Annotated in this window: 21 protein-coding genes and 1 tRNA gene; 6 read left to right on the forward strand and 16 right to left on the reverse strand. The window is 45.7% G+C overall.

Annotation, left to right across the window (positions count from 1 at the left end; translation table 11 throughout):
• The first annotated feature begins 432 nt into the window (after nucleotides 1–432).
• Nucleotides 433–3,060 (forward strand): DNA mismatch repair protein MutS, encoded by a 2,628-nt coding sequence (mutS, locus tag QUA40_RS10465; RefSeq protein WP_333124976.1) that lies wholly within the window; start codon nucleotides 433–435, stop codon nucleotides 3,058–3,060.
• 184 nt (nucleotides 3,061–3,244) lie between these two features.
• Here the strand turns inward: mutS and QUA40_RS10470 are convergent, their stop codons facing one another.
• From QUA40_RS10470 to QUA40_RS10535, 14 genes are all read right to left on the reverse strand, one after another.
• A complete protein-coding gene (locus QUA40_RS10470) occupies nucleotides 3,245–3,955 on the reverse strand; it encodes a hypothetical protein (protein WP_333124935.1) in 711 nt (236 codons plus the stop codon).
• Between the two features lie 29 nt (nucleotides 3,956–3,984).
• The gene (locus QUA40_RS10475) at nucleotides 3,985–4,662 is read right to left on the reverse strand and encodes an actin-binding WH2 domain-containing protein (RefSeq protein WP_333124937.1); all 678 of its coding nucleotides are present in this window, start codon (nucleotides 4,660–4,662) and stop codon (nucleotides 3,985–3,987) included.
• A gap of 340 nt (nucleotides 4,663–5,002) precedes the next feature.
• Nucleotides 5,003–5,073, reverse strand: a tRNA-Gly gene (locus QUA40_RS10480).
• A gap of 151 nt (nucleotides 5,074–5,224) precedes the next feature.
• Nucleotides 5,225–7,264, reverse strand: coding sequence for an excinuclease ABC subunit UvrC (uvrC, locus tag QUA40_RS10485; RefSeq protein ID WP_333124938.1), 2,040 nt, complete (start codon nucleotides 7,262–7,264; stop codon nucleotides 5,225–5,227).
• Between the two features lie 116 nt (nucleotides 7,265–7,380).
• Nucleotides 7,381–8,133 (reverse strand): amino acid ABC transporter ATP-binding protein, encoded by a 753-nt coding sequence (locus QUA40_RS10490; protein WP_333124940.1) that lies wholly within the window; start codon nucleotides 8,131–8,133, stop codon nucleotides 7,381–7,383.
• Nucleotides 8,134–8,184: 51 nt separating this feature from the next.
• Nucleotides 8,185–9,384 carry an amino acid ABC transporter permease gene (locus tag QUA40_RS10495; protein WP_333124942.1) on the reverse strand — a complete coding sequence of 400 codons (1,200 nt, stop codon included), beginning with the start codon at nucleotides 9,382–9,384 and terminating at the stop codon, nucleotides 8,185–8,187.
• 10 nt (nucleotides 9,385–9,394) lie between these two features.
• Nucleotides 9,395–10,003: a hypothetical protein gene (locus QUA40_RS10500; RefSeq protein WP_333124943.1), complete on the reverse strand. Its 609-nt coding sequence runs from the start codon at nucleotides 10,001–10,003 to the stop codon at nucleotides 9,395–9,397.
• Nucleotides 10,004–10,074: 71 nt separating this feature from the next.
• Nucleotides 10,075–11,289, reverse strand: coding sequence for an ABC transporter permease subunit (locus tag QUA40_RS10505; protein WP_333124945.1), 1,215 nt, complete (start codon nucleotides 11,287–11,289; stop codon nucleotides 10,075–10,077).
• 153 nt (nucleotides 11,290–11,442) lie between these two features.
• On the reverse strand, nucleotides 11,443–12,528 hold the full coding sequence (locus QUA40_RS10510; protein WP_333124948.1) for an amino acid ABC transporter substrate-binding protein: 1,086 nt from the start codon (nucleotides 12,526–12,528) through the stop codon (nucleotides 11,443–11,445).
• Nucleotides 12,529–12,847: 319 nt separating this feature from the next.
• On the reverse strand, nucleotides 12,848–13,075 hold the full coding sequence (locus QUA40_RS10515; RefSeq protein WP_015178453.1) for a hypothetical protein: 228 nt from the start codon (nucleotides 13,073–13,075) through the stop codon (nucleotides 12,848–12,850).
• A 316-nt stretch (nucleotides 13,076–13,391) separates the two neighbouring features.
• The gene (locus QUA40_RS10520; protein ID WP_333124951.1) at nucleotides 13,392–18,494 is read right to left on the reverse strand and encodes a PAS domain S-box protein; all 5,103 of its coding nucleotides are present in this window, start codon (nucleotides 18,492–18,494) and stop codon (nucleotides 13,392–13,394) included.
• A gap of 203 nt (nucleotides 18,495–18,697) precedes the next feature.
• The gene (locus QUA40_RS10525) at nucleotides 18,698–19,099 is read right to left on the reverse strand and encodes a fasciclin domain-containing protein (protein WP_194011615.1); all 402 of its coding nucleotides are present in this window, start codon (nucleotides 19,097–19,099) and stop codon (nucleotides 18,698–18,700) included.
• A gap of 173 nt (nucleotides 19,100–19,272) precedes the next feature.
• A complete protein-coding gene (locus QUA40_RS10530) occupies nucleotides 19,273–19,668 on the reverse strand; it encodes a hypothetical protein (RefSeq protein WP_333124954.1) in 396 nt (131 codons plus the stop codon).
• A 1-nt stretch (nucleotide 19,669) separates the two neighbouring features.
• Complete coding sequence (locus QUA40_RS10535; RefSeq protein ID WP_333124956.1) at nucleotides 19,670–20,032, reverse strand: hypothetical protein; 363 nt, start codon at nucleotides 20,030–20,032, stop codon at nucleotides 19,670–19,672.
• A gap of 6 nt (nucleotides 20,033–20,038) precedes the next feature.
• Between QUA40_RS10535 and QUA40_RS10540 the strand changes: the two genes are divergently transcribed.
• The gene (locus QUA40_RS10540) at nucleotides 20,039–20,221 is read left to right on the forward strand and encodes a hypothetical protein (protein ID WP_333124959.1); all 183 of its coding nucleotides are present in this window, start codon (nucleotides 20,039–20,041) and stop codon (nucleotides 20,219–20,221) included.
• A gap of 70 nt (nucleotides 20,222–20,291) precedes the next feature.
• Here the strand turns inward: QUA40_RS10540 and QUA40_RS10545 are convergent, their stop codons facing one another.
• Together QUA40_RS10545 and QUA40_RS10550 are read right to left on the reverse strand one after the other, a co-directional pair.
• Entirely contained in the window at nucleotides 20,292–20,738 is a 447-nt protein-coding gene (locus QUA40_RS10545) for an Hsp20/alpha crystallin family protein (RefSeq protein ID WP_333124962.1), read from the reverse strand.
• Between the two features lie 253 nt (nucleotides 20,739–20,991).
• Nucleotides 20,992–21,279: a hypothetical protein gene (locus QUA40_RS10550; protein ID WP_333124964.1), complete on the reverse strand. Its 288-nt coding sequence runs from the start codon at nucleotides 21,277–21,279 to the stop codon at nucleotides 20,992–20,994.
• A 186-nt stretch (nucleotides 21,280–21,465) separates the two neighbouring features.
• Here QUA40_RS10550 and QUA40_RS10555 point away from each other — a divergent pair, with 186 nt between their 5' ends.
• The 4 genes from QUA40_RS10555 (at nucleotide 21,466) to plsY (ending at nucleotide 24,908) form a co-directional block, all read left to right on the forward strand.
• Entirely contained in the window at nucleotides 21,466–22,260 is a 795-nt protein-coding gene (locus tag QUA40_RS10555; protein ID WP_333124967.1) for an MlaE family lipid ABC transporter permease subunit, read from the forward strand.
• A 63-nt stretch (nucleotides 22,261–22,323) separates the two neighbouring features.
• Nucleotides 22,324–22,716, forward strand: a complete 393-nt coding sequence (locus QUA40_RS10560; RefSeq protein ID WP_333124970.1) for a DUF3119 family protein — start codon at nucleotides 22,324–22,326, stop codon at nucleotides 22,714–22,716.
• A 59-nt stretch (nucleotides 22,717–22,775) separates the two neighbouring features.
• Complete coding sequence (locus QUA40_RS10565; RefSeq protein ID WP_333124972.1) at nucleotides 22,776–24,107, forward strand: DUF3086 domain-containing protein; 1,332 nt, start codon at nucleotides 22,776–22,778, stop codon at nucleotides 24,105–24,107.
• 120 nt (nucleotides 24,108–24,227) lie between these two features.
• Nucleotides 24,228–24,908, forward strand: a complete 681-nt coding sequence (gene plsY / locus QUA40_RS10570) for a glycerol-3-phosphate 1-O-acyltransferase PlsY (protein ID WP_333124974.1) — start codon at nucleotides 24,228–24,230, stop codon at nucleotides 24,906–24,908.
• The last annotated feature ends 143 nt before the right edge of the window (nucleotides 24,909–25,051 follow it).

The following is a 25,051-nucleotide window of genomic DNA, read 5'->3' on the forward strand; positions in this document are numbered from 1 at the left end:
GATTGCTTGTTCCTTCTCTCGCGACGATAACTAAAGCCTTCTTCCTTCTCTCGCGACGATAACTAAAGGCTTTTTCTTTCTTCGTTCAACATCTGCTATAACAGCTAACAACTACATAGCTGAGATTGTTTTTGTCGATCGCCGATCGCTCCCTTCTCACAATCAATAAAATTTTCGCACTGTGTCTCACTACAGCCGATATTATTGCTCACTTGAGATAAATAGCGACCGCAAACTTCTCAAGTAAAAGCGGGTTTATCAATTATTAAGCAGGGTGCGTGACTTTTGTATAGCTCAACACTTCATCCCAATCTGGAGAATCACGCACCCTGCTTAAGGAGGATTAATCGTCAAATATTGTATCATTAGTTATAGCTAAAAGCCGAGCTTGCGCTAAAGTTGTTAAAGATTAAAATTTATCGATCGCCTTTTATGCCTTACACTGCATCTACCCCAACAGACCCCAATCAACCCAACATCCGCAATGCCGACCACCGCCTACTAGAATTCACCAAGCTGACACCGATGATGCAGCGGTATGTGGAAGTGAAAGAACAGTATCCCCACGCACTTTTATTGTTTCGAGTTGGAGATTTTTTTGAGTGTTTTTTCCAAGATGCAGTTACGATTTCGAGGGAATTAGAACTTGTTTGTACTAGCAAAGAAAGCGGCAAAGAAATCGGCAGAGTGCCCATGACAGGAGTGCCGCACCACGCCCTCGATCGCTACACTTCTCAGTTAGTAGAAAAAGGCTATGCTGTGGTAGTTTGCGACCAAGTTGAAGATGCCTCAATCGCTGCTAAAGAAGGCCGCCAAGTCAAGCGCGAAATTACCCGCATTCTCACTCCCGGAACTTTGACTGATGACGGAATGCTCAAACCCCGACAAAATAATTTTTTAGCAGCAGTCGTCATCGCTGGGGAACATTGGGGACTGGCTTATACAGATATTTCTACGGGAGAATTCGTCACTACCCAAGCAGACAGTTTAGAACAATTAACCCTAGAATTGCTGCGCTTGCAGCCTTCGGAAGTCTTGGTACCGACTAATGCGCCGGATTTGGTGACGATGTTGAGGCCCGGAGAGAAATCTGAGCATTTGCCCGATTGTTTGCCGAATTCATTCTGCTATTCTTTGCGATCGCAAGTTCCGTTTACTTTGTCCGAAGCAAAACAGAGAATCCAGCAAAAGTTCAAAGTGCGATCGCTCGAAGGCATGGGATGCGGCCACCTTTCCCTCGCAGTGCGCGCCGCCGGCGGTTTGCTGCAATATCTCGAAGAAACTCAAAAGGAAAAAGCAGTTTCTTTGCAAAGATTGCACACTTACACTCTCACCGATTTTCTCATACTCGACTACCAAACCCGCCGCAATCTCGAAATTACTCAAACAGTGAGAGATGGGGTTTTTCACGGTTCGCTGCTGTGGGCTATAGACAAAACCAGCACTGCCATGGGAGGCCGGGCTTTGCGCCGCTGGGTGCTGCAACCTTTGCTCAGCATTAAAGGCATTTGCGCCCGACACGACACGATTCAAGAATTAGTAGAAAATAACGCCCTGCGCCAAGATTTGCAGCAGTTGCTGCGCCAAATTTACGACATCGAAAGACTGACAGGCCGCGCCGGTTCTGGAACAGCTAGCGCCCGAGATTTGGTCGCTTTAGCTGATTCTCTGGGAAAACTGCCGACATTAGCCTCGATCGCAGCCCAAGGGCGAGCGCCCTATTTGAAAGCGCTGCAAAATGTACCGCCAATTCTCGAAGAATTAGCAAATACCATTCACGCTCATTTAGTTGATGAACCGCCGATTCATTTAAAAGAAGGAGGTTTGATTCGTTCAGGAATCAATGCCATGCTGGATGAAATGCGCCACACTGCATCAGCAGACCAAGAATGGATTGCTAATTTAGAAGCAACTGAGAGACAACGCACGGGAATTTCTAATTTAAAAGTAGGCTACAATAAAGCTTTCGGCTATTACATCAGCATTACCAAATCGAAAGTAGACCAAGTGCCGAAGGACTACACCCGCAAGCAAACTCTCACCAATGAAGAACGCTACAGCACTGAAGAATTAAAAGAAAGGGAAGTGCGAATTCTGACTGCCCGGGAAGATTTAAATCAATTGGAATACGATATTTTTGCTAAAGTGCGATCGGAGGTAGGAGAACACGCCGAAATTATTCGCAACGTTTCCCGCGCCGTGGCGGCGGCGGATATTTTGTGCGGTTTAGCAGAAGTAGCAGTTTACCAGAATTACTGCCGCCCGACTATGACAGAAAGTCGGGAAATTAAAATTATTGAAGGTTGTCATCCTGTGGTGGAAAAGTCTTTGCCGCCCGGATTTTTTGTACCTAATTCTGCTTTTTTGGGTCGGGAAGAATCGCTAAACCGCCCAGATTTAATTATTTTAACCGGGCCGAATGCTAGCGGCAAAAGCTGCTACTTGCGGCAGGTGGGTTTGATCCAGTTAATGGCGCAGATGGGCAGTTTTGTGCCGGCGAAAGCTGCGAGTTTGGGAATTTGCGATCGCATTTTTACCCGTGTCGGCGCCGTGGACGATTTAGCAACCGGCCAGTCTACGTTTATGGTTGAAATGAACGAAACTGCAAATATTCTCAATCACGCGACGCCGCAATCATTGGTTTTGTTAGATGAAATTGGCAGGGGAACGGCAACCTTTGACGGACTTTCGATTGCTTGGTCTGTGGCAGAATATTTAGCAAACGAGATTCGGGCGCGGACGATTTTTGCGACTCACTATCACGAATTGAATGAGTTAGCTTCTATTTTGGATAATGTCGCAAATTATCAAGTTACAGTGAAAGAATTGCCCGATCAAATCGTATTTTTGCACCAAGTTCAGCCGGGAGGTGCTGACAAGTCCTACGGAATTGAAGCGGGGAGGTTGGCTGGTTTACCGCCGTCGGTGATTGAGAGGGCGAGACAGGTGATGAAGCAGATTGAGAAACATAGCAAAATTGCGATCGGGCTGCGAAAAGGTGTTAAAAAAAATGGTAAAAAAGAGTCAGAGGGCGAACAGTTGGATATTTTTGAAGATTGAAATTTCCGGTGGTAAAAAATTGTAGTAACTTCTTTCTATATTGCACGATTTCCAAGAAGCCTTTCAGGGGCGGGAAGGATGCCCACCCCACAATAAAATTCACTCTTTGTGGAACCGGCCGGAAAGCCTGTTCATAAAAATGGTGCAATATAGAAGTTACTACTTTTACTACAAACCAGAAACTCTAACGCCCATTTTGCAAATTTCTTACCTCTTTGTGCACGCTCATCCCAATTTCCAAAGCTTCATTTAGCAACCGCCCATATTCAGTCGCCCGATCGCTCACATCTACCGCCATCAAAGCAGCTAAATTACTTTCAATATTAGCAAATAACTCGTAACGGCGACCGATAAATTGCTGGTTTTCCCTGAGAATCCTCTCTGTTTTTAAAGCACACACTAAACTTTCTCTAGTAATTTTTAATGCCTCAATAGCATCTGCTCGGTTAATTAAATTGGCTTGTAAATTGCCAGCAGCGGTTAGGCGATCGATAATATCTAAAGCCTGAATCACCTCATGATATTTCTCAACTTCATCCAGCAGACCCGCTAGCGTTTCCAGAGGTTTTGCCTTCACCCATCTATAGACATTCCAAGCAACCGTAATCGCCAGGGACAAACCCAAAGTTATTTGTAAAACCCTGACAAATATCTCAGCATCGCTAAATGAACCAACATTATGTTGATTAGCCAGTAAAGCAACAGGCAGCGAAACAACTAATGTCATACAAAATATCAGCAACTCATTCAACAAAAGAGAAAACAGCTTTTTGCCGTCCCGGAGTGCCGGAGGTCGGTAAAAATCCGCTGCAAAACCGTCGCTCAAAGCTATTCCGCTCAAATCCTCCAACTCCTTCTCAGGAATCTTTAGCTCATCCAAATCAGCTTGTATCACTCTTTAAAATCTCCTTGAATTGGGATTAATTACGATCCTCCCAGAGACATAATTGATTGCCACAGACTCATATAAAAATTGCTTTCTCGGTTTCGGAACAGTTGAAAAGCCATTCCCGACGACCCAAAAAACGGTCTCAGCGTCCACGCCAACTGAGTGCCAACAAACGCATAAAGTCCCAACCAAAAGCGCAAAATATTTAGCCTGATGTCTTTGCCTTCCGCATCTTGTTCGGACAGAAAGTGCATTCCTTGATAAATGAAATTTACCCCCAAAAATCCAGTGATTGCCATAATAGCAACATTCAACACCAGAAAAAAATTGTAATTGCGACTGCTCAGAAGAAAAAACAGACTGACAGGTGCAAATCCAAACAGCAAAACGCTAATCATCGCCATCGCTGTCATCAACAATATCAAATACTGCTCAAAAGTTCGTTTAGAGCCAAACATGACATTAAAAAAGTACAGTGTGGGAAAGCAGATAATCAGCGTCAGCAAGTAAAGTGCTGGCAACTTAATTGCTGAAACCAGACATTGCATCCACGTACTAGATGCACCTAATATCGCTCCGTAAATGCCAAAAAATACGGTACTAGAAATCAACAAACCGAAAATTTTAGATTTGAGCTTGACACCTTGGCGAATTTCTTCGAGAAACTGTTGCCGTTCCCGCAGCAAATACATTACTACTGAAAAATATTTCACGGGATCTCCTTGTGACTGATGCGACTCCGAATCAGTCATAACTCAAGCTGAGTTCGATCGGCAATCTTGCCATATCAGGACACTCCATGTTAACCAATTGTTCTTGTACCCAGATCATCACAAGCTGAGATGTGGAGGCGTTTTGAGAGATACCTGCAAAGCTAAACGGCTCAAACCCAGTCTAGGTATGGATTGTATTCAATTTCTATTCAAACGAGGCAATTTGTCTCCAATTTCTAGTCAATTTCGAGTCAATCCGACCCCCAACTCAGTCGTGTTCTAAGTAATAAAAAACCTCAAACCGTTGATTTATCGTGGGTTTGAGGTTTTTATAGACGAAAGCGGGCAGCGGGAATCGAACCCGCATAGTTAGCTTGGAAGGCTAAAGTTTTACCACTAAACTATGCCCGCACACAGAAACTAAACATACCACAAGTCTCTGGGGATTGCAATAGGCCTGTGCAAAATTTTTGAGTAGCTCCCTCACAGTGGCTGAATCGGGACTTGCGACCCGATCGCCCAAACCCCCAAAAAATCCCCCTCTCCCACGCTGGGTAAGGCTTTACGGATGGAAATAATCGTAAATTTGCTGCGCCAGACGCGGGCCTATCCCAGAAACTTCTGCCAACTGTTCGGGAGTCGCTAAACGGAGATAGTCGATCGACCGAAAATGTGCCAACAATTGTTTTTGTCGGTGGTGTCCCAATCCGGGAATTTCATCAAGGCGCGATCGCTTCATTCTCTCGCTTCTTCGATCCCGGTGAAAACTCACAGCAAATCTGTGCGCCTCATCCCGCACCCGGCGCAATAATTGTACGCCCGGTTGCTCAGAATTAGTTTGCAGCGGCAAAGATTCCCCCGGCAAAAATATCTCCTCTCGCTGCTTTGCCAAACTGACAACGCGCAACTCTTCTAGCAAATTCATCTCCCGCAAAACAGCCACAACTGCTGACAGTTGACCTTTGCCGCCATCTATCATAATTAAGTCGGGTTTGTCGGAAATAGTATGAGAAACCGAGGATAAATTGCTGATTTCTTCCGGTTCTTCTAAGTCGCTAAACCCATCTTCGATCTTCCCTCTTCCTTCTTCCTTCAATCCTCGGAATCGGCGACCGATAACTTCTGCTAAACTAGCAAAATCATCAGAATGACCCGATTTAATTTCAGGATTTTTAATTTTGTAATGGCGGTAGTGTTGATTGGCGGGCAAACCGTCAATAAATACGACTCGGGAAGCTACGGCGTCAGAACCTTGAATGTGAGAAATATCGTAACCTTCAATGCGGCGAGGAACTTCTGGCAAATCGAGAATTTCTGCTAAATCTTCCATTGCTTGAGAATTGCGATCGCTCAATCTTTGCATTCTCGCCAATTCATACTCAGCATTGCGTTCCACCATCTCAATCAACTCAGCCTTAGTTTGCCGCTGCGGTGTCAAAATCGTAACTTTTCGCCCCTTACGGTTGCTCAACCAATCTGCTAATATTTCCCCTTCTGGCAATTCGTACTGCACAGAAATTTCGCTGGGAATTTCTACGGATTCGACATTTTGATAGTGTTCTTCCAAAACCCGCTGCAAAATCGCTCCGGCCTCTATCCCCTCTCGTTCTCCCCCTTGGCAAGGGGGGGAGGAAAGAAAAAGTTGAGATAACTCTTCCCCCCCCGATTGTAGGGGCGGTGCCCCCGTGCCCGCCCTGAGTTGGGAGGGGATTTCCGCCATAAATCCCAACCTTCCCACCAGTTGACCGGCACGAATTTGGAACAATTGGACGCAAGCGTGCTGGGTGTCGGCCGCAAGTGCGATCGCATCTCTGGAAACAGTATCGTCTGGCAAAGAGACTTTTTGACCCGCACTCAAAGACTGCAAACCCTTAATTTGGTCCCGAATACGCGCCGCAGTTTCAAAGTTTAAATCTTCGGCTGCCTGTGCCATTTGGGGTTCTAAAATATCGAGCAATTCCTGAGTTCTTCCCTGGAAAATCATCGCTACTTTTTGGATGATTTTTCGGTATTCCTCCGGCGAAGTTAACCCTTGACAAACGCCAACGCAGCGCCCGATATCGTAGTTCAGACAGGGACGGTCTTTAAACAGCGGTTGAGGGCGCTGCCGCAGCGGGAAAATCCGCTTAATTAAATGCAGCGTACTCCTCAGTGCCCCTGTATCAACGTAGGGGCCGTAATAGCGGTCTTTTGCACTACCTGCGCGGCGTTTGCGGGTGATAAAAATGCGCGGGTATTCCTCCGACCAAGTTATGCACAAATAAGGATATTTTTTATCATCTTTGAGGAGGACATTAAAGTAAGGTTGGTGCTGTTTTACGAGGTTTGCTTCTAACGCCAAAGCTTCTGCTTCTGTGTCTGTGGCGATGAATTCAATTTCGCGCACTTGCTGCACCATCATCGCGATGCGGGGACTAAGATTTTGGCTTTCGCGGAAGTAGGAACGGACGCGGTTTCGGAGTTTTTTGGATTTGCCGATGTAAAGGATGCGATCGCCCTCGTCTCGCATTAAATATACACCAGGAACCGCCGGAATTTCTTTGAGGCGACTTTCTAGGCGTTCCGAGTCTTTAACTAACGGCAGAGTTTTTGTGGATGGCATTGCAAGCTATCTCAGCAAAATAGAGACTGATTGTACACTCTTTTATTTTACCTTAATTGTGCCGATTTTTACTACTGCTAGCGTCCCAAAACTCACCGACTACACTTAAAAATTAGTTACAATATCTGAGATAAAAACTTGCGAGTGCGTTCTTCCTTCGGGTTCTGAAAAAATTCTTCCGGCTTCGCTTCTTCAACTAAAACGCCACCATCCATCAATACAATGCGATCGGCAACTTCGCGCGCAAACCCGACTTCGTGAGTCACCACCACCATTGTAATTCCAGTTTGAGCCAAATTTCGCATTACATCTAAAACTTCCCGCACCATCTCCGGGTCTAATGCTGATGTCGGTTCATCAAACAGCATGATTTTAGGCTGCATGGCTAGAGAACGTGCAATAGCTACCCGCTGCTGTTGTCCCCCAGACAACTGTCCGGGATATTTTTGTGCTTGTTCCAAAATGCCCACTCTTTCTAACAGTTGCATCGCCACTTCTTCAGCTTTTTTCTTGGACCAGCGGCGCACCCATACTGGTGCTAGCATGACGTTTTGCAAGATTGATAAGTGGGGAAATAGGTTAAATTGCTGAAACACCATTCCTACTTCCCGGCGAATTGTCTCGATGTTGCGTAAGTCGTGGGAAAGTTCGATTCCGTCGATCGTAATTTTACCTTGTTGGTATTCTTCTAATGCGTTGAATGTGCGAATAAACGTCGATTTCCCTGAACCGGATGGCCCCATCACCACGACGACTTCACCTCGGTTTACGGTCATGCTGACGCCGCGCAGTACGTGAAATTGTCCGTACCATTTGTGGACGTTTTCTGCTACGATTACTTGTTCTGCGATTGTGGGTTGAGTTTCCATATTTTTTTGTTTTTAAACCGCTGATGAACGCGGATGAACGCAGAGATTTTTTTACCTTTGACCTACACCTAAACTTCGCTCTATTTTGCGGCTTGCTAAGGACATTGAGTAGCAAAATATCCAGTAAATTATGCCGACGAATATGTAAACTTCGGCGTACCTGCCGATATAGGAAGGATTTGCTAAAACGGCGCGGGATATTCCGATTAATTCTAACATTCCGAATAGAGACAGCAGGGATGTATCCATAAATAATCCGATGAATTGACCGCCGATCGCAGGAATGACTATTCGCAATGCTTGAGGCAGTACAATTAGTATTGTCAGCAGGGGTGTATTGAGTCCGATCGACCTAGCTGCTTCTATTTGTCCTCGGGGCACAGCCTGCAAGCCTCCGCGCACGTTTTCGGCCAAGTAAGCTCCACTAAATAAGGTTAATCCAGCAATGGCTCTAATTACTCTATCTAATTTCGGATATTCTGGTGGCAAAAAGAGTTGCAGCATCACTTGACCTAAAAACAAAATGCCAATTAACGGTAAACCCCGAATAATTTCAATGTATAATGTTGATAACAATCTCACCACTGGCAAAGAACTTTGTCTGCCGAGTGCTAGCAATACTCCCAAAGGAAAGGAAAGCACAATACTAATAACTGCTAAAAACAGCGTCAATACTAAACCGCCCCAATCATTTGTTGACACTTCGGTCAAACCCAACCCGCCTTTAATTAGCCACAAAGTTATGGGGAAGGAAAGAGCCCAAACTGCTGGCATCCAGCCCATGATTTTTGGGTAAATTTGCCTGCCGATGACATAGCTGGCTGCAGCTACAATAATAATTCCTAAGAGGTAGAGGCGAGAGGTTAGGTCGATCGGCGAAATGACCGCACCTACAACCGCAGCACCGAGTATAATTAGTAAAGGTGGATTCCAAATACGTTCTTGCCGCTGAATGTTTCCCCAAGTTAATCCTCCCAACAAGGCAATTATGGCCGTTACTATCCACAGCCGCCAGTAGGAGTCGCGGGGAAATCTGCCGGCAAAAAATAGCGGCAAGTTGGCTTCTAATACGCGCCATTGAGCTTTTGTTGTTGCCCAAACGATAATTAATTTAATAGTTTGGAAGGCGATAATTAGGCAAACTACTGTCAGAATGCTGTTGTACCAGGTACTAAATAAATTTTTGCGCGCCCAATTCCAAGGGGTAGGCGATTCGGTGGCTGGGGGCGGCAGTACAGGGATAGTTTGCATATTTTAGATTTTAGATTGCTTGCTGAATTGCACTTGCTAAAATTCCTAATATTTTATTGACATCTATTAGGTAATATTCGGTCAAGTCAATTTCAATGACTTGTTCTTTTAGTCTTAAAAATCTCCAGGTTTGGCCGCTAGTAACAGCCCCATAAATTATTGTTACATTTTTGTTGCCTTCGCCTTCATTAAATATTCTCGCTGCCAACATTTCTGCGACGCATGGCCCCAAGCCTGCATTAATATCTTCGTTTTGTGCTTCTACGATCGCAACTACTGGTGCGGTAAGAATTAATAAGTGTGAAGAACGACTAATCAAAAAATCGCAATTCCCATTTAATCCTTTTTCGGCATCAACTGTAAAATCTATTCCACAAAAAAGACCGATTTGATGGTTGAACCGTTTTCTAATTTCGATTAAAATCGGTGCGGTAATCATGGACGATCGAGATTTGTCGGTATTGCTGCTTAAGGCAATGGGTACGTTTTCTTTGAGAACTTCTACAAGTAAGGAACTTGGTTCTAATTCTGGCACAGTAGCGAACAGATCGATTCGATCGCCAATCGTCAAACCGAAATTTTTTGTGACGGATTTTAAGTTAAAATCGTTGTAAGTCATTTCAACTTTAGTTCTAGATATTATAACTTAACTTCTGACCTCGCTATCAACTATCAACTGTTAACTGTTGTTTACCTTTCCTTGATTTGTACGGTTTGATTGTACCAATTCATGAATAAAGAAACTATCAAACTAATTGTTAGGTATGTTACCATGATAATTAACATTGCTTCGATCGCCCTTCCGGTCTGATTCAACGTCGGAGAGCCCACCACAAAATAAACGTCGGGATAAGCAACCGCAACCGCTAAACTCGAATTCTTAGCTAAATTGAGATACTGACTGGTTAAAGGCGGCACAATCACCCGCAAAGCTTGCGGCAAAATTACCATCCGCATCATTGTTCCAGACTTCAGCCCCAAAGACTTTCCCGCTTCCCACTGGCCTCTCGATACTGACTGAATTCCGGCCCGGACAATTTCTGCAATGTAACTGCCAGTATACAAGCTGAGTCCTGTCACCAAGGCGGCAAATTCTGGAGTTAATTTTAATCCTCCTTCGAGTTGCAATTCTGGTGTGAGGCGGGGGAAATCTAGACGAAAAGGGAGATTTTTGGTAATAATCAAAGCTAAGATTGCACTTAGCCCGATCGCACCTAAAGCCCAAAACAACTGTCTTCCCGGCTTAGCTTGTTCCAGCATCACCCGCGCGCGCCACATCCACAGCCCCGCCGCCGCCAAAACTCCGACAGTGAGCAAAATCACCCAAATCTCAAAACCCGGCAAAGCCGCAGGCCAAGGTACAGCAATGCCACGATTGGTCAAGTAAATCGGGCCGCGTAACTGCTGATTGTCTTCTAGTTTTGGCAGGGAAATAAAAACTGCAAAATACCAGAAAAATAATTGCAGCAATAACGGCGTATTTCGCAAAATTTCTACATACAAAGCAGCCAAATTTCGCAGCAGCCAATTGTCGGAAAGGCGGGCAATTCCCACCGTTAAACCCGCAATTGTTGCGAAAACAATCCCCAGACCCATCACCCGCAGCGAGTTGATTAAACCGACAAAATAAGCTTGTCTGTAACTGTTTTCTGGACTGTAAGGAATTACGCTTTCGCCGATGTCAAATGATGCTTGGGAATTGAGAAAGTCAAATCCAAATTCAATTCCCAGTTGCGAGTAATTGGCACTGAGATTGTCCCAGAGAATGGCGATAACAACTATTACTAAAATTAGGGCGCTCGCCTGTCCAGCTATTTTCCAGAAGCGATCGTCCCGCAGCAGTTTTGATATATCTTTAAATTTGGGCAATTTCTCCGATTTCCCCGGTTGAGGTTCTGGATTCATAACTGTTTAATGTAGAACACACTATACCTAACTTTAGCCTGCCTAAAATATCTTGTTGGTTAACAGTCAACAGTCAACAGTCAACAGTCAACAGTCAACAGTCAACAGTCAACAGTCAACAGTCAACAGTCAACAGTCAACAGTTAACTAAAATTAGCGGAACGGTGGCGAGTAAAGCAAACCGCCATCTTTCCAGAGTCTGTTTTGACCCCGTTCTAACTTGAGTGTACTTTTGGGGCCGAGGTTGCGATCGTACATTTCCCCGTAATTCCCCACTTTCTTAACAATGCGGACTGCGTAGTCGTTCGGGAGTCCGAAACCTTTACCTAAATCTCCTTCTGTTCCTAGCAAACGTTTGACATTCGGGTCTGTAGTGCTTGCCACAATTTTGTCTACATTTCCCGAATTAATTCCTAAATCTTCAGCTTCAATCGCCGCAAAAACTATCCATCTCACCGCGTCCGACCATTTATAATCGCCGCTTTTTACCGCTGGGGCTAAGGGTTCTTTTGACATCACGATCGGCAAAACAACATTATTCTCGGAATTCGGCAGAGTTGTCCGCTTCGAGACTAGCTGCGATCGATCGGCAGTAACACCTTGACAGCGACCTTCTTGATAGGTAGCAAAGGTAGAATTCACATCTTCAAACACCACAGGAGTGTATTTAACTCCTAATTTTCGCATTTGGTCGGACAAATTTTGTTCGGTGCTCGTACCTGTCTGCACGCAGATAGATTTGCCCGCAAAATCTTTTAAACTTTTGATACCGCTGTCTTTTTTGACCATGATGCTTTGAGAGTCATAAAAGATCACCGGGGCAAATTCCAGTCCGGTAGTGCTGTCGCGACTCGCAGTGTAGGTGGTATTTCGGCTGAGAATGTCGATTTCTCCGGCCTGCAAAACTGTAAATCTATCTTTGGCGTTGAGTTTTCGGTACTCGACTTTTTCGGGGTCGTCAAATATTGCCGCCGCCACCGCCCTGCACACATCCACATCTAGTCCCGAATATTTGCCTTTTTCGTCTACAAAGCTAAAACCCGGCAGTTCGCCACTGACGCCACAAATCAGTTTGCCGCGGCTGACAATTGTATCTATCCGGCTGGAACCTTGTTGCGATTTGCCTTCGGCAGTTGTTGTTGCTGGTGTTTGTCCGGTTTGTGCCGATCGATCCCTACAAGACGCCAACGGTGCCACAAATAACACACTTGCTAGTAGCAGAAATCCCCATTTACGCATAGATTTTAATAGAACGCTTTCCTGACAATCCTACCTTGTAGCTGTCAGAACTGTGGCGATCTGCGATCTACAAAAGCCTCCGGCTTCAAATTAGCCCTTCTGCATCCGGTGCTGCACTGCGGCCACTGCACCGACTACCCGCCTGTTTTTTTTTGAGCAAGCTGGGAGGCCTGAGTTAGAAACCCGGTTTCTGGCTGGAGGTCTGGTCATCAAACCTAAGATTTATCCCTGAAACCCGGTTTCTTTTCTGCTATTTCTGCCCAGCGCGAACGATCATCGCCCTTCCCTGGAATATTTATCCGATTTTGATTGAATGGGCTCACAGTAGCTCTGGTGCTAGCCGCTGCTCAGCTAAATCGCGGATAAGGGAAAGCCGAGACTGGATGTATTCGTCCAACAAATCTGCTTCTTTGCCATTAAGCGCAGAGTTCGTCTTTAACTGCTTCAGCAGCCACTGTACCAAGGTCGCATCGTCTAAATTGACTAACAGAGTAGCTTGGGTGGTCTCAATTAATGACCAGAGTTGGCGTAACATGACTGGAGTCATAAAACCTCGTTGAGCGTAAATACGCACTTAATGGGCGGGCATAGCGAAAAGCTGGTCTTGGTGTCTCAAGCCGATCAACGAAAAGCACCCTCATGTCGATCGGCTTAATGATTATTTTATATTTGACCACAATAACTTAATACAGTAGTGTCGTAAGTTACAACACACAAGATGTTATAAGAGTTCCCAATAACTTCATATTGAGATAAATATCTTGATAAAAAATTAAAAATCTTTACACGCGAACGATCGCGGGGCCTGCCAAGAGGTGTCCGGGATCGAGTTCGACATCCCGGTTCAAAAGAAAATTGATTGATTACTCAGTAGCCACCAACTTTTCAACCCCCGCCAGAATTATTTCTAATTCAGCGATGATTTTTGTAGCCCCCTCCAAATCATTAGATTCGGCCAGACTTTGAAGCTGATCTGCCATATCGGGCATTAACCGCACCGCCGCCGTAGCGCTGACACCTTTAATTTGATGAGCCTGGCGGGCGAGTATCTCCATATCTCCCGAGGCGATCGCCTCCTTAGCAGCTTCTAAATAACTAGCAGTATCCACCACAAAAGCTTGCAGTATTTCCCGCTCAAATTCTAAATCAGCGCCCGAAATTTCGTGCAAACGTGCCATATCGACTACCGATTCGATATCTGGCTCAGAATTTTGAAGTTCCTCGCCATTAAACTTGGGAGTTTCAATTTTTAGCTTAGCCGACCAATTTGCTAGTACCGATTTTAACTTTTCGATCGCAATAGGTTTGCTAATATAATCGTCCATCCCCGCCGCCAGACACTTTTCCCGATCGCCCTTCAAAGCATTGGCCGTCATCGCAATCACCACCGTCTTTTGATGCGGCTGCATCTTTCCAGCAGCATTTGCCCCTTCCAGGCGGCGCAATTCCAGCGTTGCTTCGTAACCGTCCAAAACCGGCATCTGACAGTCCATCAACACAATGTCATACTTTTTCAGAGCAACCATAGATAGGGCCTCTACACCGTTATTCGCCACATCCGCAGTGCATCCCAAAACTCTGAGTTGATTAAGACCAACTTTTTGATTGATGGGAGTATCTTCAACTAACAAAATCTTTAAACTTGCTAAGTCCCGGTTGTCAATAGTTGAGGCGCGATTGGAAGTTGAATTTGCCAGCGGCTCATCAATCAGCGTCATCGGGGCGATCGCATTCGCCAAGCAATCAAATAGTCGGTGAGCTTTAACAGGTTTAGTTAAATACCCGCTAAAACCGCTATCTACCAAGCGTTTCGCCTCTGCAAGCTGAGTCATTGAAGTCAGCACCACCCACTTTGTCTGCTGCATTGCAGGCTCAGAAATTCTCAAGCGTTCGAGACTTCCCGCCACCATTTCCGGCAACTGAATATCAACCAAAACGATATCGTAAGGGGAATTAAGGCTGACAGCTTTGTACAGAGATGCGATCGTCATCCAACCGTTCTCAACCTCCTCCACCTCCATTCCCCACACAACAGCCATTCTCACTAACACTTTTCGCACTGTCGGCTTGTCGCTAGCAATTAACATTTTTCGCCCCGCCAGCACCGTTTCCAAATTCACTTCGCACGCTGTCCCGACAGCAGTTAAATTTTCTTTAACTGTCGGCACAGTAAACCAAAAAGTCGAGCCGTGGCCAGGGGTACTTTCCACACCGATTTGCCCACCCATTAACTCCACCAACTCCTTAGAAATAGCCAGCCCCAAACCTGTGCCACCATATTTTCTTGTCGTTGAAGCATCAACTTGAGTAAAAGATTGAAACAGCTTTTTTTTGTCTTCGGGAGCAATCCCAATCCCTGTATCTGTTACTTTAAACAGCAGGAGCATCGACTCATTGTTTTCTATTTGTGACGGTTCGATATTCTCTAAAATTTTCTGATTTTCGCTGGCTGCCAATAACCCAGGAGCACTAGCATTAGCAACCTCAATTACCACTTCTCCTGCTTCTGTAAACTTAATAGCATTGTTGATCAAATTAGTGAGTATTTGCCGCAACCGCGCTGCATCACCTTTGATTTGCATCGGCACGTCGCTGTCAATCAGGGCCACCACTTCTATACCTTTTTCTTGTGCGGGAGTTGCCAACAAATCCAGCACTTCATTCATACAGATACTGAGGTTAAATTCTAGTATTTCTAACCGCATTTCTCCAGCTTCCAGTTTGGAGAGATCCAGAATATCGTTAATGATGGAGAGTAAATTTTGACCGCTAAGTTTCAGCGTCTGTACAAAGTCAAGCTGTTCGGGAGTAAGATTCGTTTTCAGCAGCAAATCCGTCATCCCCATCACTCCATTCATCGGAGTACGGATTTCGTGACTCATATTTGCTAAAAATAACGACTTCATTCGAGATGCTTCTAGGGCTGCTTCTCGTGCCTGCTGCGCTTTTTCAAAAAGAGTAGATTGCTGAATGGCTATCGCCAACTGCACGCTCAACCTTCCCAGCAAATCCATCTCAGAATCAGTCCAAACACGCGGAGCGCTGCACTGATGGGCAATCAGCAATCCCCACAACCGATTTTGACTCGTTTCCAAACTCCTTTCCGGCAGTTCAATTCGAGTTTCCGGCGAATATTCTGCTGCCAACCCCTGACTTTCATCGCCTATAAAAATTGGTACAACTAAATTAGCCCTTACCTGCAAACTAGCAAGTAAATCTCGGTGTTCTTCGCTCAAATTTGCCGTATAAATATCTGCCATTGCTTGAATTGTTCCTGCACTGTACAGCCATACAAAACTTTCCCCGAAGGATGTTCTTTGAACTTTTCTGCCCAGCAAGGGCATCCAATCATCCCCTACAGATTCCACAACAACAAGCGCTGTTTCCTCAGACTCAAAACGATAAATTACCGTGCGGTCAGTTGCCAGCAACTGCCGCACTTCTTGTACAGCAGTGCTCAGAGTTTGAGTGAGGTTGAGAGACTGCCGGACTCGCTGGGCGATCGCCGAAACAAGCCGTTCTTGTTCTGCTTGTTCCTGCAGCATTCTCTCAGCTTGCTTGCGTTCGGTGACATCGCGAATTACCGCCGCAAAGCACAGCGGTTCGGTGCTTTGAGGGTGCTTGACCAGAAAAGCATTCATCACAACATCAATGGGTTGTCCGTTGCCCAAGTGCTGCATTTGACCTTCGCCTTGCCACTGGCCCTGACTGATAATTGTTGGCAAAATCTCTTGACTAAATTTCTGTTGAAAATATGGCCCAATATAATCCCATATCTCTGTATCAAGCACTGCCGAAAGATTCTCTACACCCACCAGTTTTCGTCCGGCTTCGTTGACAAACAGTGTTTTGCCTTTCAGGGTAGCCATACCGATAAAATCGCTGCTGTTTTCAATCAGCGACACAAATTTTTGCCGTTCTTCTTCTCCTTTTTTGCGTTCGGTAATGTCGCGCTTGACGCAGACATGACAAATTACATCGTCGGCGTTGTTAATCACAGAGTATGCCGCAACGTCGATCGCCAGCGTCTGGCCTTTTTTAGTGGAGTTAGTAATTTCGCCCCGAAAACTTCCTGTTTTCGCTAAAGTTTGGGCAATTGCCGAAAAGCGCTCCCCCGCAACCAGCGGCGAAGCTTCTGCTTCTAATTCCGCGTCTGTGTATTCTAAAAGCGTTTGGTGAGCAAGATTTTGTTCGAGGAAAAACCCGTCAGCATCGATAATGACGATCGCATCATTGGAGTTTAAAAATATTTCTCGGTAAAGCTTTAGTTTTTCCTCAGCTCGCTTGCGTTCGGTGATGTCTCTTTTGACACTTACATAACAAACGACATCCCCAGCATCATTGAGAACCGCAAAAGCCGAAAGCTCCACCTCAACTGTTCCCATTTGCCCAGCCTTAATACAAGTCATTTCGCCTCGGTAACTCCCGGAAGTTGCCAAGCTTTGCAGCACCGCCGCAAATGTCTGTTCTCCCATGTTAATGGCAGGCGTTTTTCCCCACAATTTTGACGTGCTGTGACCCAGCAAAGCCGTGTGAGCTTGATTTGTTTCTAAGTAATAGCCTTGGGGGTCTAAGATCGCGATCGCATCGTTGGATTTTAAAAAGATTTGTTGATAAAGTTGCAGCTTCAATTCAGCTTGTTTCCGGGCGCTAATATCCGTGAACAAGCCGTAGTAAACTATCTCCCCCGATGCTTGGAATTCTGGCTGGGAAGCTCCTTGCACCCATTTAAGTTTTCCTGACGGAGTGACTATTCTTCCTTCCCACCGCCAAGGCTGTAAATTTTCAGCAGAAAGCGTCACCGAGTTGAGAAAATCATCTCGATCTTCGGGATGAATCATGTCAACAATTACATTAAAATCCTGCTGAGCCACCTCTGGTTCTATTTCATACAATTCTCGGCAGCCCGCGCTCACAAACGAGAAAGCCATTGAGCCGTCTGGATGCAAGTCAATTTGATATACCGTACCGGGTACGCTAGCAGTAATTTTTTGCAGTTTGGCTTGGCTTTGATTCCTGGCTTCATCTGTGGCCTGCAATTGACCAATCTCTCTAGAAAAACCCAAAACTCCAAATATATTATCCTCTGCATCGCACAGTGGCAATTTTTGCGTGTCAAAGATGTGCTGTTTGCCACCTTCAAAGATGAGCGCCTGGTAGGGATTGCGAACCCTCTCCCCAGCCAGCACAGCTCGATCTTCCTCGCGGATGCCCCTAATTTGGCTGTTGCGATCGCCAAATACTAATTCGGCTGAGAACCCTAATTCAATATCATCTTTGCCGATAATTTCCTCAACATTTTTCCCCACATATTCAGCAAAACTTTGATTTACAAAAATGTATCTAAAGTTTCTATCTTTCGCAAAAACTCTGTCCGGGGCAGCGTCCATTACAGCCCGCAACAAGAGTTCTTGACTTTCCGAATCCAGAGCAAAATTATTTTGAAATTTATCCTTGACACTGCTCGTTTTACGTGCTAAGATAACTAGCTGTTTTGCACAAATTTGAGCTACAGTGTGGAGCAAACAAAGGTGTTCCAAATTAAAAGCAGTTGCCTGCTCTGCACCAATGAAAAATACTCCCAACAATTCTTCACTTTCATCCGAGTTGGCTGGTGCCATCAAGACCGATTGAAACTGAGCAATTGGTGGCGGAGTGATGTTGTGCGCCCAGTCCCGATTGCCAGCAAGCCATTCAGCGCTGGCAGCTTGCAAGCGCCCTTCCATTTCGGCTTGGGTGCTAGCACTTAACGGCTGTAATTGTTCCAGGTATATTTTATCGTCCGGTAGCGTCAAAATGGCGATCGCCTGTGTGGGAATGAGGCGATCGAGATGTGCCAGACACGCAGACCAAATTTCATCAGCAGTCAAAGCGGCTTGAACTTTTGCAGTAAGTTCGTTGAGAACTTGCAGTTCCAAGGTACGCTGGCGGACTTTTGCGTTGAGGCTGGCGGCTAGGATTTGCATAGTGCTCACCAAACTGGTTTGCTTATATTATAATTATTGATTTTTAAACTTTTTCAAACAATCATCTTAAAATACATCCGCCGAAAAGACAACTTTTTTATATTGAAATTACCTTCAACCGATAAAAAACAAGCGTGCGATCGGGAGCAAAGCGGCACCGCAAAGCACCTGCTTTGCTCCCATAGCGAGATTAGACGGCGAAATTATCCCATTAAAATCACGTTATCGATGACGTGGATGACGCCATTGTCTGCTTCGATATCCGCAGCCACAACTGTAGCATTTTTCACCTCAAAACCGTCAGAACAATCAATTTTAATCGGCGAACCTTCCAAGGAAGTAACAAAACCGAGTTTGGCCAAATCAGCCTTCATAAACTTGCCGGAGACGACGTGAAACATCAAAATCCTACTCAGTTGGGGAACGTTCTGTACTAGGGTTGTGATAGTTCCCGGCGGCAATTTCGCAAAAGCATCGTCAGTGGGTGCAAAGACAGTGAAAGGGCCCGGACTTTTGAGCGCGTCTACTAAATTAGCTACTTGCACGGCTGTTACGAGGGTTTGGAACGAACCCGCACCTACGGCAATATCAACAATATCAGGCATTGTGTTTTACCTCATTTGCAAAAAATGTTCTCTTAAGTATCGTAAACTGATTTGGTTACTGGTTATATCAAATCTGTTAGCATCGAAATTATTCATCTCTCTTATCTCCCTCTGTGTTCTCTGCGTTCTCGGCGGTTAAATCATTCCGATGCAACCGGAAACCATATTATTGGTTATTTATACAATACGGCTGGCGTACCCGATGCCAAAACCTCTGTTTCTAAATCTGCTATTGGTGAGTTAAAATTATCTCCTTTGTGAATGCTAAAACGGCCGTACAAAATTGAAATTTCAAAAATATCTGTATGAATTAAAGCCGCTGTCCGGTGCGCGTCCTCACCCAAATGAATGCCAATCAAGTCAGCTTCAGGATCGGTGACATCTTCAGGATGGAACACCTCCCAACTGATGTCTCGGCAGTCATGAAATACTATGCTATAAGGCAATCGATCGCCTGTCGGATCGTAAATACATTCAAATAAAATTTCATTCCCCCACAAAGACACATTGACATTTGTGATGAGGGATGTAAGTCCACCTAAATTAAGCAAGTTGTAGTCATCGGGCATATTAATTACTCACTTTTTCTCCAGTATTGTGCGTCCCAGGAATCTTATTGCCAAATTCATCGCGTGTTTTGACCAAGCTGCCATCTTTGTCAAGACGCAAACCTTTGTTTATTTTTCGGCCATCTGAACCGTATCTGGGAGCTGGGGTGCGTAAAACTTCACCATCAGGACGGATATTGACTCGCGAACGATCGCCAAATTCGTATTCAATATAACCACCTTTAGTCGGTCTGATTTCGGCACCCAATCCGCGCAAAAAATCATCGACTTCTTGGCGAGTCATCCCAGTTAAGTCTCCAAACTCAGATGCAATTCCATTTCCTCGCACTCCCTGACTCGGCACGCAAGTCTTCTCACCAACCATTGCTTATTGGAGTTTAGCACGGTTGAAGAATGGGAACAAGGAAGTTCGGCAACGGATTCGCTTTCTGAGGATGTAACGGATGGATGGATGGAAGAAGGAAGAAGGAAGAAGGAAAAAGGAAGGATCATTCCTCAAACTCGCGAGGCCCAATGTTTTCCGGCCCAACTATCACTTCCCAATGACCAATAATCAATTTCCAAAACAAATAGGGGGTGCCTTGCGCCCCCCCTACTAATTAACTAACTAAAGTAGCAAAGAATTATTGACCGCCGATTTGCACTTTCACCACGCGGTTCTTTTCCGCTTCCGCTTTGGGCAAATTCAGGTGCAAAACTCCATTTTTGTACTCAGCTTCTACGCTGTCATTTTGAACCCGTGCGGGTAGGGGAATCACCCGGCGGAACGAACCGTAACGGAACTCAGAGCGAGTCATGCCTTTATCTTCACTCTTAGTTTCAAGACGGCGTTCGCCACTTATAGCAACAGCTTCTGCGGTTACTTGTACGTCCAAATCCTTAGCTTCCATGCCCGGAACTTCTAATTTAAGGTGGATGGCTTCGGGAGTTTCTTCGAGTTCGGCGGCGGGTACAAAAGCAACACCGTTAGATGTACGATCGGTTGCCGGAGTCAAGCTATCAAACAACCGATTCATTTCTCGCTGCAAGGAGTCCATTTCTCGCAAAGGTTCCCAACGAATAAGTGCCATAACTGATACCTCGAATCTCTTAAGTTTTTAGAAGTTGAGAAACACTTGACTCAACTTGTATTTAATATATTCCAGCTCCAGAAACTGGGGGATTCGGTTTTCCGCAAAAAGGCCGATCGCATTTCCGAACATTCGCGATCGGTATCGTAAAATCATCCCAGGTGCGGGTATCCGCTGCAACCCGAACCCAGCAATTTTAGATTTTAGATTCGAGCCAGGAATTCCCATCTAAAATCTAAAATCGAAGGTTCGATTAACTCCACCGCGAATGCTGATAAGAAGCGTAGGTATCAAACAAAGCACCCACCAAACCAAAAGTTAGACCAATGATCAAAAAGCCCTGGAGGGGACAGCCGGTGCCGAAAGTAGCTAAGAACTGCAAAATCATGTCTTCTCCAGAACGCCCCAAGCCTTGGAGAGCAGGGACGAAGCCGATCAGCGAAAAGCTAGTCAATCCCGCGCCGATTAACAATATGGGGGCGATAAAGCTCAACAGGCTGGTCAGCAGTACAGAGCGAAGAAAATTCGGGAAAATGCTCATAAGAGTCAGTAAATTCAGCTAAACTGCCGAAAGGTGCAAGTAAACAAAACTTGTCCTTTTCTACGATAGGCAGCGATCGCCCTCAGTGGCCGGTTCTGTCAGAAATCTTAAATCTTAGAGAAGAAAGTTGTTTAAGATTTGTAGATAGATTTCATTTTTGGCAGTTGTTCTACACTCGAAATCCCCTTGAGTACCACTACATCTTCGAGCTTAAGTTTGTGGAGTCAGCGGTTACTGGCAGCAATTTTATTGGGCGGCCAAGTCATGCTGCACTTGCTGAAGGGCAAAATTCACCGCCGCAACACCATCGACCAAATGGCAGCAGTCGGCCCGGAATCTCTGCTGATTGCTTTGCTGACTGCGGGTTTTGTCGGCATGGTATTTACTATTCAGGTAGCGAGGGAGTTTATTAACCTCGGGGCCGGCAATGTCGTCGGTGGCGTTTTGGCTTTGTCTTTAACTCGCGAACTCGGCCCCGTCTTAACAGCCGTAATCGTGACGGGACGGGTAGGTTCGGCTTTTGCAGCGGAAATCGGCACGATGCAGGTAACAGAACAGATAGATGCCCTGCTGATGCTCAGAACAGACCCGATCGACTATTTAGTCATTCCCCGCGTCATTGCTTGCTGCTTGATGCTGCCAATTTTAACGATCATGTGTCTCGTCACCGGCATCCTCGGCGGACTGCTGATTGCTACCACGATGTACGGCATCTCTCAAAGCGTGTTTTTAGAATCAGTCCGCAATTTCCTGAGTCTGTGGGATATTTGCAGCGCGGCAATTAAGGCTTTTGTATTCGGTGGTTTGATTGCTGTAATCGGCACTAGCTGGGGTTTGACAACCACCGGCGGGGCAAAAGGCGTCGGTCAATCGACTACTACGGCGGTGGTGACGGCTTTACTGGCTATTTTTATTGTGAACTTTTTCATGACTTGGGTGATGTTTCAGGGGACGGGTTCTAGCGTACTCAAAGGCTTGTAAGCTAGGAAACAGATAAAATATGAATAATTGGCAACATTCGTTTACTACCCTTGATTTAAACCCGTGAATACAACTGCCTCTTCTACTGCGCCGACAAGTACGATCGAACTCGCTCCGAGTTATGCGATTCCCCTAGTTTTGGTACTGGTGGCCGTACCGCTGCTGTTCGTGCAGAAGTGGGCGAGTTTGCCACTTTCGCTGTTCGGCTTGTTTCTGATGTACCAAGCAGCCACCATCCGGCTACAATTTACGGCGACGGATTTGGACATTTATCGATCATCCAACTTAATCCGCCGCTTTCCTTACCGAGAATGGCAAAATTGGCGGATATTTTGGCCCGCTGTGCCGATTTTGTTCTATTTCAAAGAAATTAACAGCATTCACTTTCTGCCGGTTCTGTTCGATCGTAAAATGCTACAGACCTGCTTAGAACAGCGCTGTCCCCGTCAAGACTAAAAAAGTTGTTAATTTTTAATTTTTAACTTTTCCGTGCCCCACGCCGAACCAAATTTCCCATGAATTCAGACGAATCTCCAACCCAAGAACCGCAACCACAACCAGCCGCCCCAAGCGGTGACGGCGAAGTCGATTTACCCGTGAATGAGATGGAGTACCAACTTCTCTCTCAAACACGAGATTTGTGGATCGACGAAAATGAACTACCAGCCCAACTCCCGCCAGAAACAGACCCGCCGCTGGGCGAGGAAGATGCCGAAATCGCCCAATTCGTGGACGAAGCAGGCGCAATCGCCCAAATTCCGGCCAACACCGACGATGGCGAATCAGAAATTCCGATCGCTCAAATCGTTCCTCCAACAGACTCCCAGCCAACAGCAACCCCAGAAACGGTAACGCACATCCCAGAAAATGTTACCGAACAGTTGGCAGAGAGAGTCAAAGAATTGCAGCAGCAAGAACAAGCTTTGACTGAAAAAATTGCCGCCTTGGAAGCCGACAAAGCCAATGCTATAGAAGCGTTGGGCTCCGCTCAAGCATCGATCGGGCGTTTAGTACAAGATGGCTTAATTCAATTAGATCAGCGCAAACAAGCGCTACAAATCGAAGTAGAAAAACTCGAACGCCGGCGCGATCGAATTCAGAAGGAAATGCGAACCACTTTTGCCGGCGTTTCCCAAGATTTAGCAATTCGAGTCCAGGGTTTTAAAGACTATCTAGTAGGCAGTTTGCAGGATTTGGCCGCCACCGCCGAACTCTTAGATTTGACCCCACCGGTGCAAGAGACACCCAAGCAAATTCCTGCTGAGGAGTTTCAATCCTCAGCACCGGTAAATCCCAAATTTGCCGAACAGGGATTTCAAGAACAAGCCAAACAAATTCGCCGCACCCTCGATCAATACCGCACTGTCCCCGACTACTACGGCCCGCCTTGGCAACTCCGCCGCACTTTTGAACCCATCCACGCGGAACGAGTTTCTAACTGGTTTTTCACCCAAGGAGGAAGGGGTGCTTTGCGGACTATGGGTTCGCGCTTGCAAAATATCTTGATTACTTCGACTATTATTTCTGTACTCAGAAGCGTCTACGGTGGACGGGTGCGGACTTTGGTGCTCGCCAACAGTCCCGAACGTTTGGGAGAGTGGCGCCGGGGTTTGCAGGACTGTTTGGGCATTACTCGCAGCGATTTTGGCCCGGAAAGAGGGATTATTATGTTTGAGTCTGCGGAGGCTTTGGCTCAAAAAGCCGATCGACTGGTGAAAGATGGCAAATTGCCGCTAATTGTCATTGATGAAACTGAGGATTTAATTAGTTTGTCACTGCTGCAATTTCCGCTGTGGTTGGCCTTTGCTTCTGACCCGCAAACTTTGACGACTGCTAAGGATTTTTGATTGGGTAATTGATAATTGGTAATTGCTAATTGGTAATTGCTAATTAGTAATTGCTAATTGCTAATTATGCTAGGGGAAAGGTGGCAAATTTTAAAAGTACACGAAATCTCAAATTAAAAAATGGCTAGCTGGATAATTTTAAATGGGGCATTGCTAATAGCAGCTTATCTGCTGGGTTCGATTCCTACTGGGTACGCCTTGGGGAAATGGATGCTAGGAATTGATATTCGAGAGGTTGGTTCGGGTTCGACGGGTGCGACTAACGTACTGAGGACTTTGGGTAAGTGGCCGGGGTTGGGGGTGTTGCTGGTTGATGTGTTGAAGGGTGTAAGTGCGATCGTCCTAATTCGCTACATTTACTCTCTCACTTTTACCAGCCAGCTAGCAACCGCCGCCGGTTTAGAAAACACTGAAACAGTCATCCCTTGGATGGCCACTTTGGCTGGTTTGTTTGCTGTTTTAGGCCACAGCAAATCAATCTGGCTGGGGTTTACCGGCGGTAAATCTGTGGCTACGAGTTTGGGAGTTTTACTCGGTTTGTACTGGCCTGTGGGTTTGGGAACTTTCGGAATTTTCGGGATAGTATTTGCGGTATCGCGAATTGTTTCTTTAAGCTCCATTATCGGGGCAATTAGCGTTGCTGGATTGATGTTTGCTTTACATCAGCCGCTCGCTTATGTATTGTTTGGAATTGCGGGCGGCGTATTTGTAATTGTGCGGCATCGGAGCAATATTCAGCGGCTTTTGAACGGTACTGAACCGAGGATTGGAGAGAAATTGGAAACAGCAGCTAGCGATTGATCTCAATTCCGATTACAACTTCCTTACCGCTCTCTCGTAGTTATGGTGATAAGTAATGCTTAGCAGATATAGCATTTATCGAAAAGATGAGGTATGATATAACTGACTTGAAAGGAGTGAAAAATATAAGACCCCAAAATGTT

The sequence above is a fragment of the Microcoleus sp. Pol11C3 genome (assembly GCF_036701485.1).
Lineage (GTDB): Bacteria > Cyanobacteriota > Cyanobacteriia > Cyanobacteriales > Microcoleaceae > Microcoleus.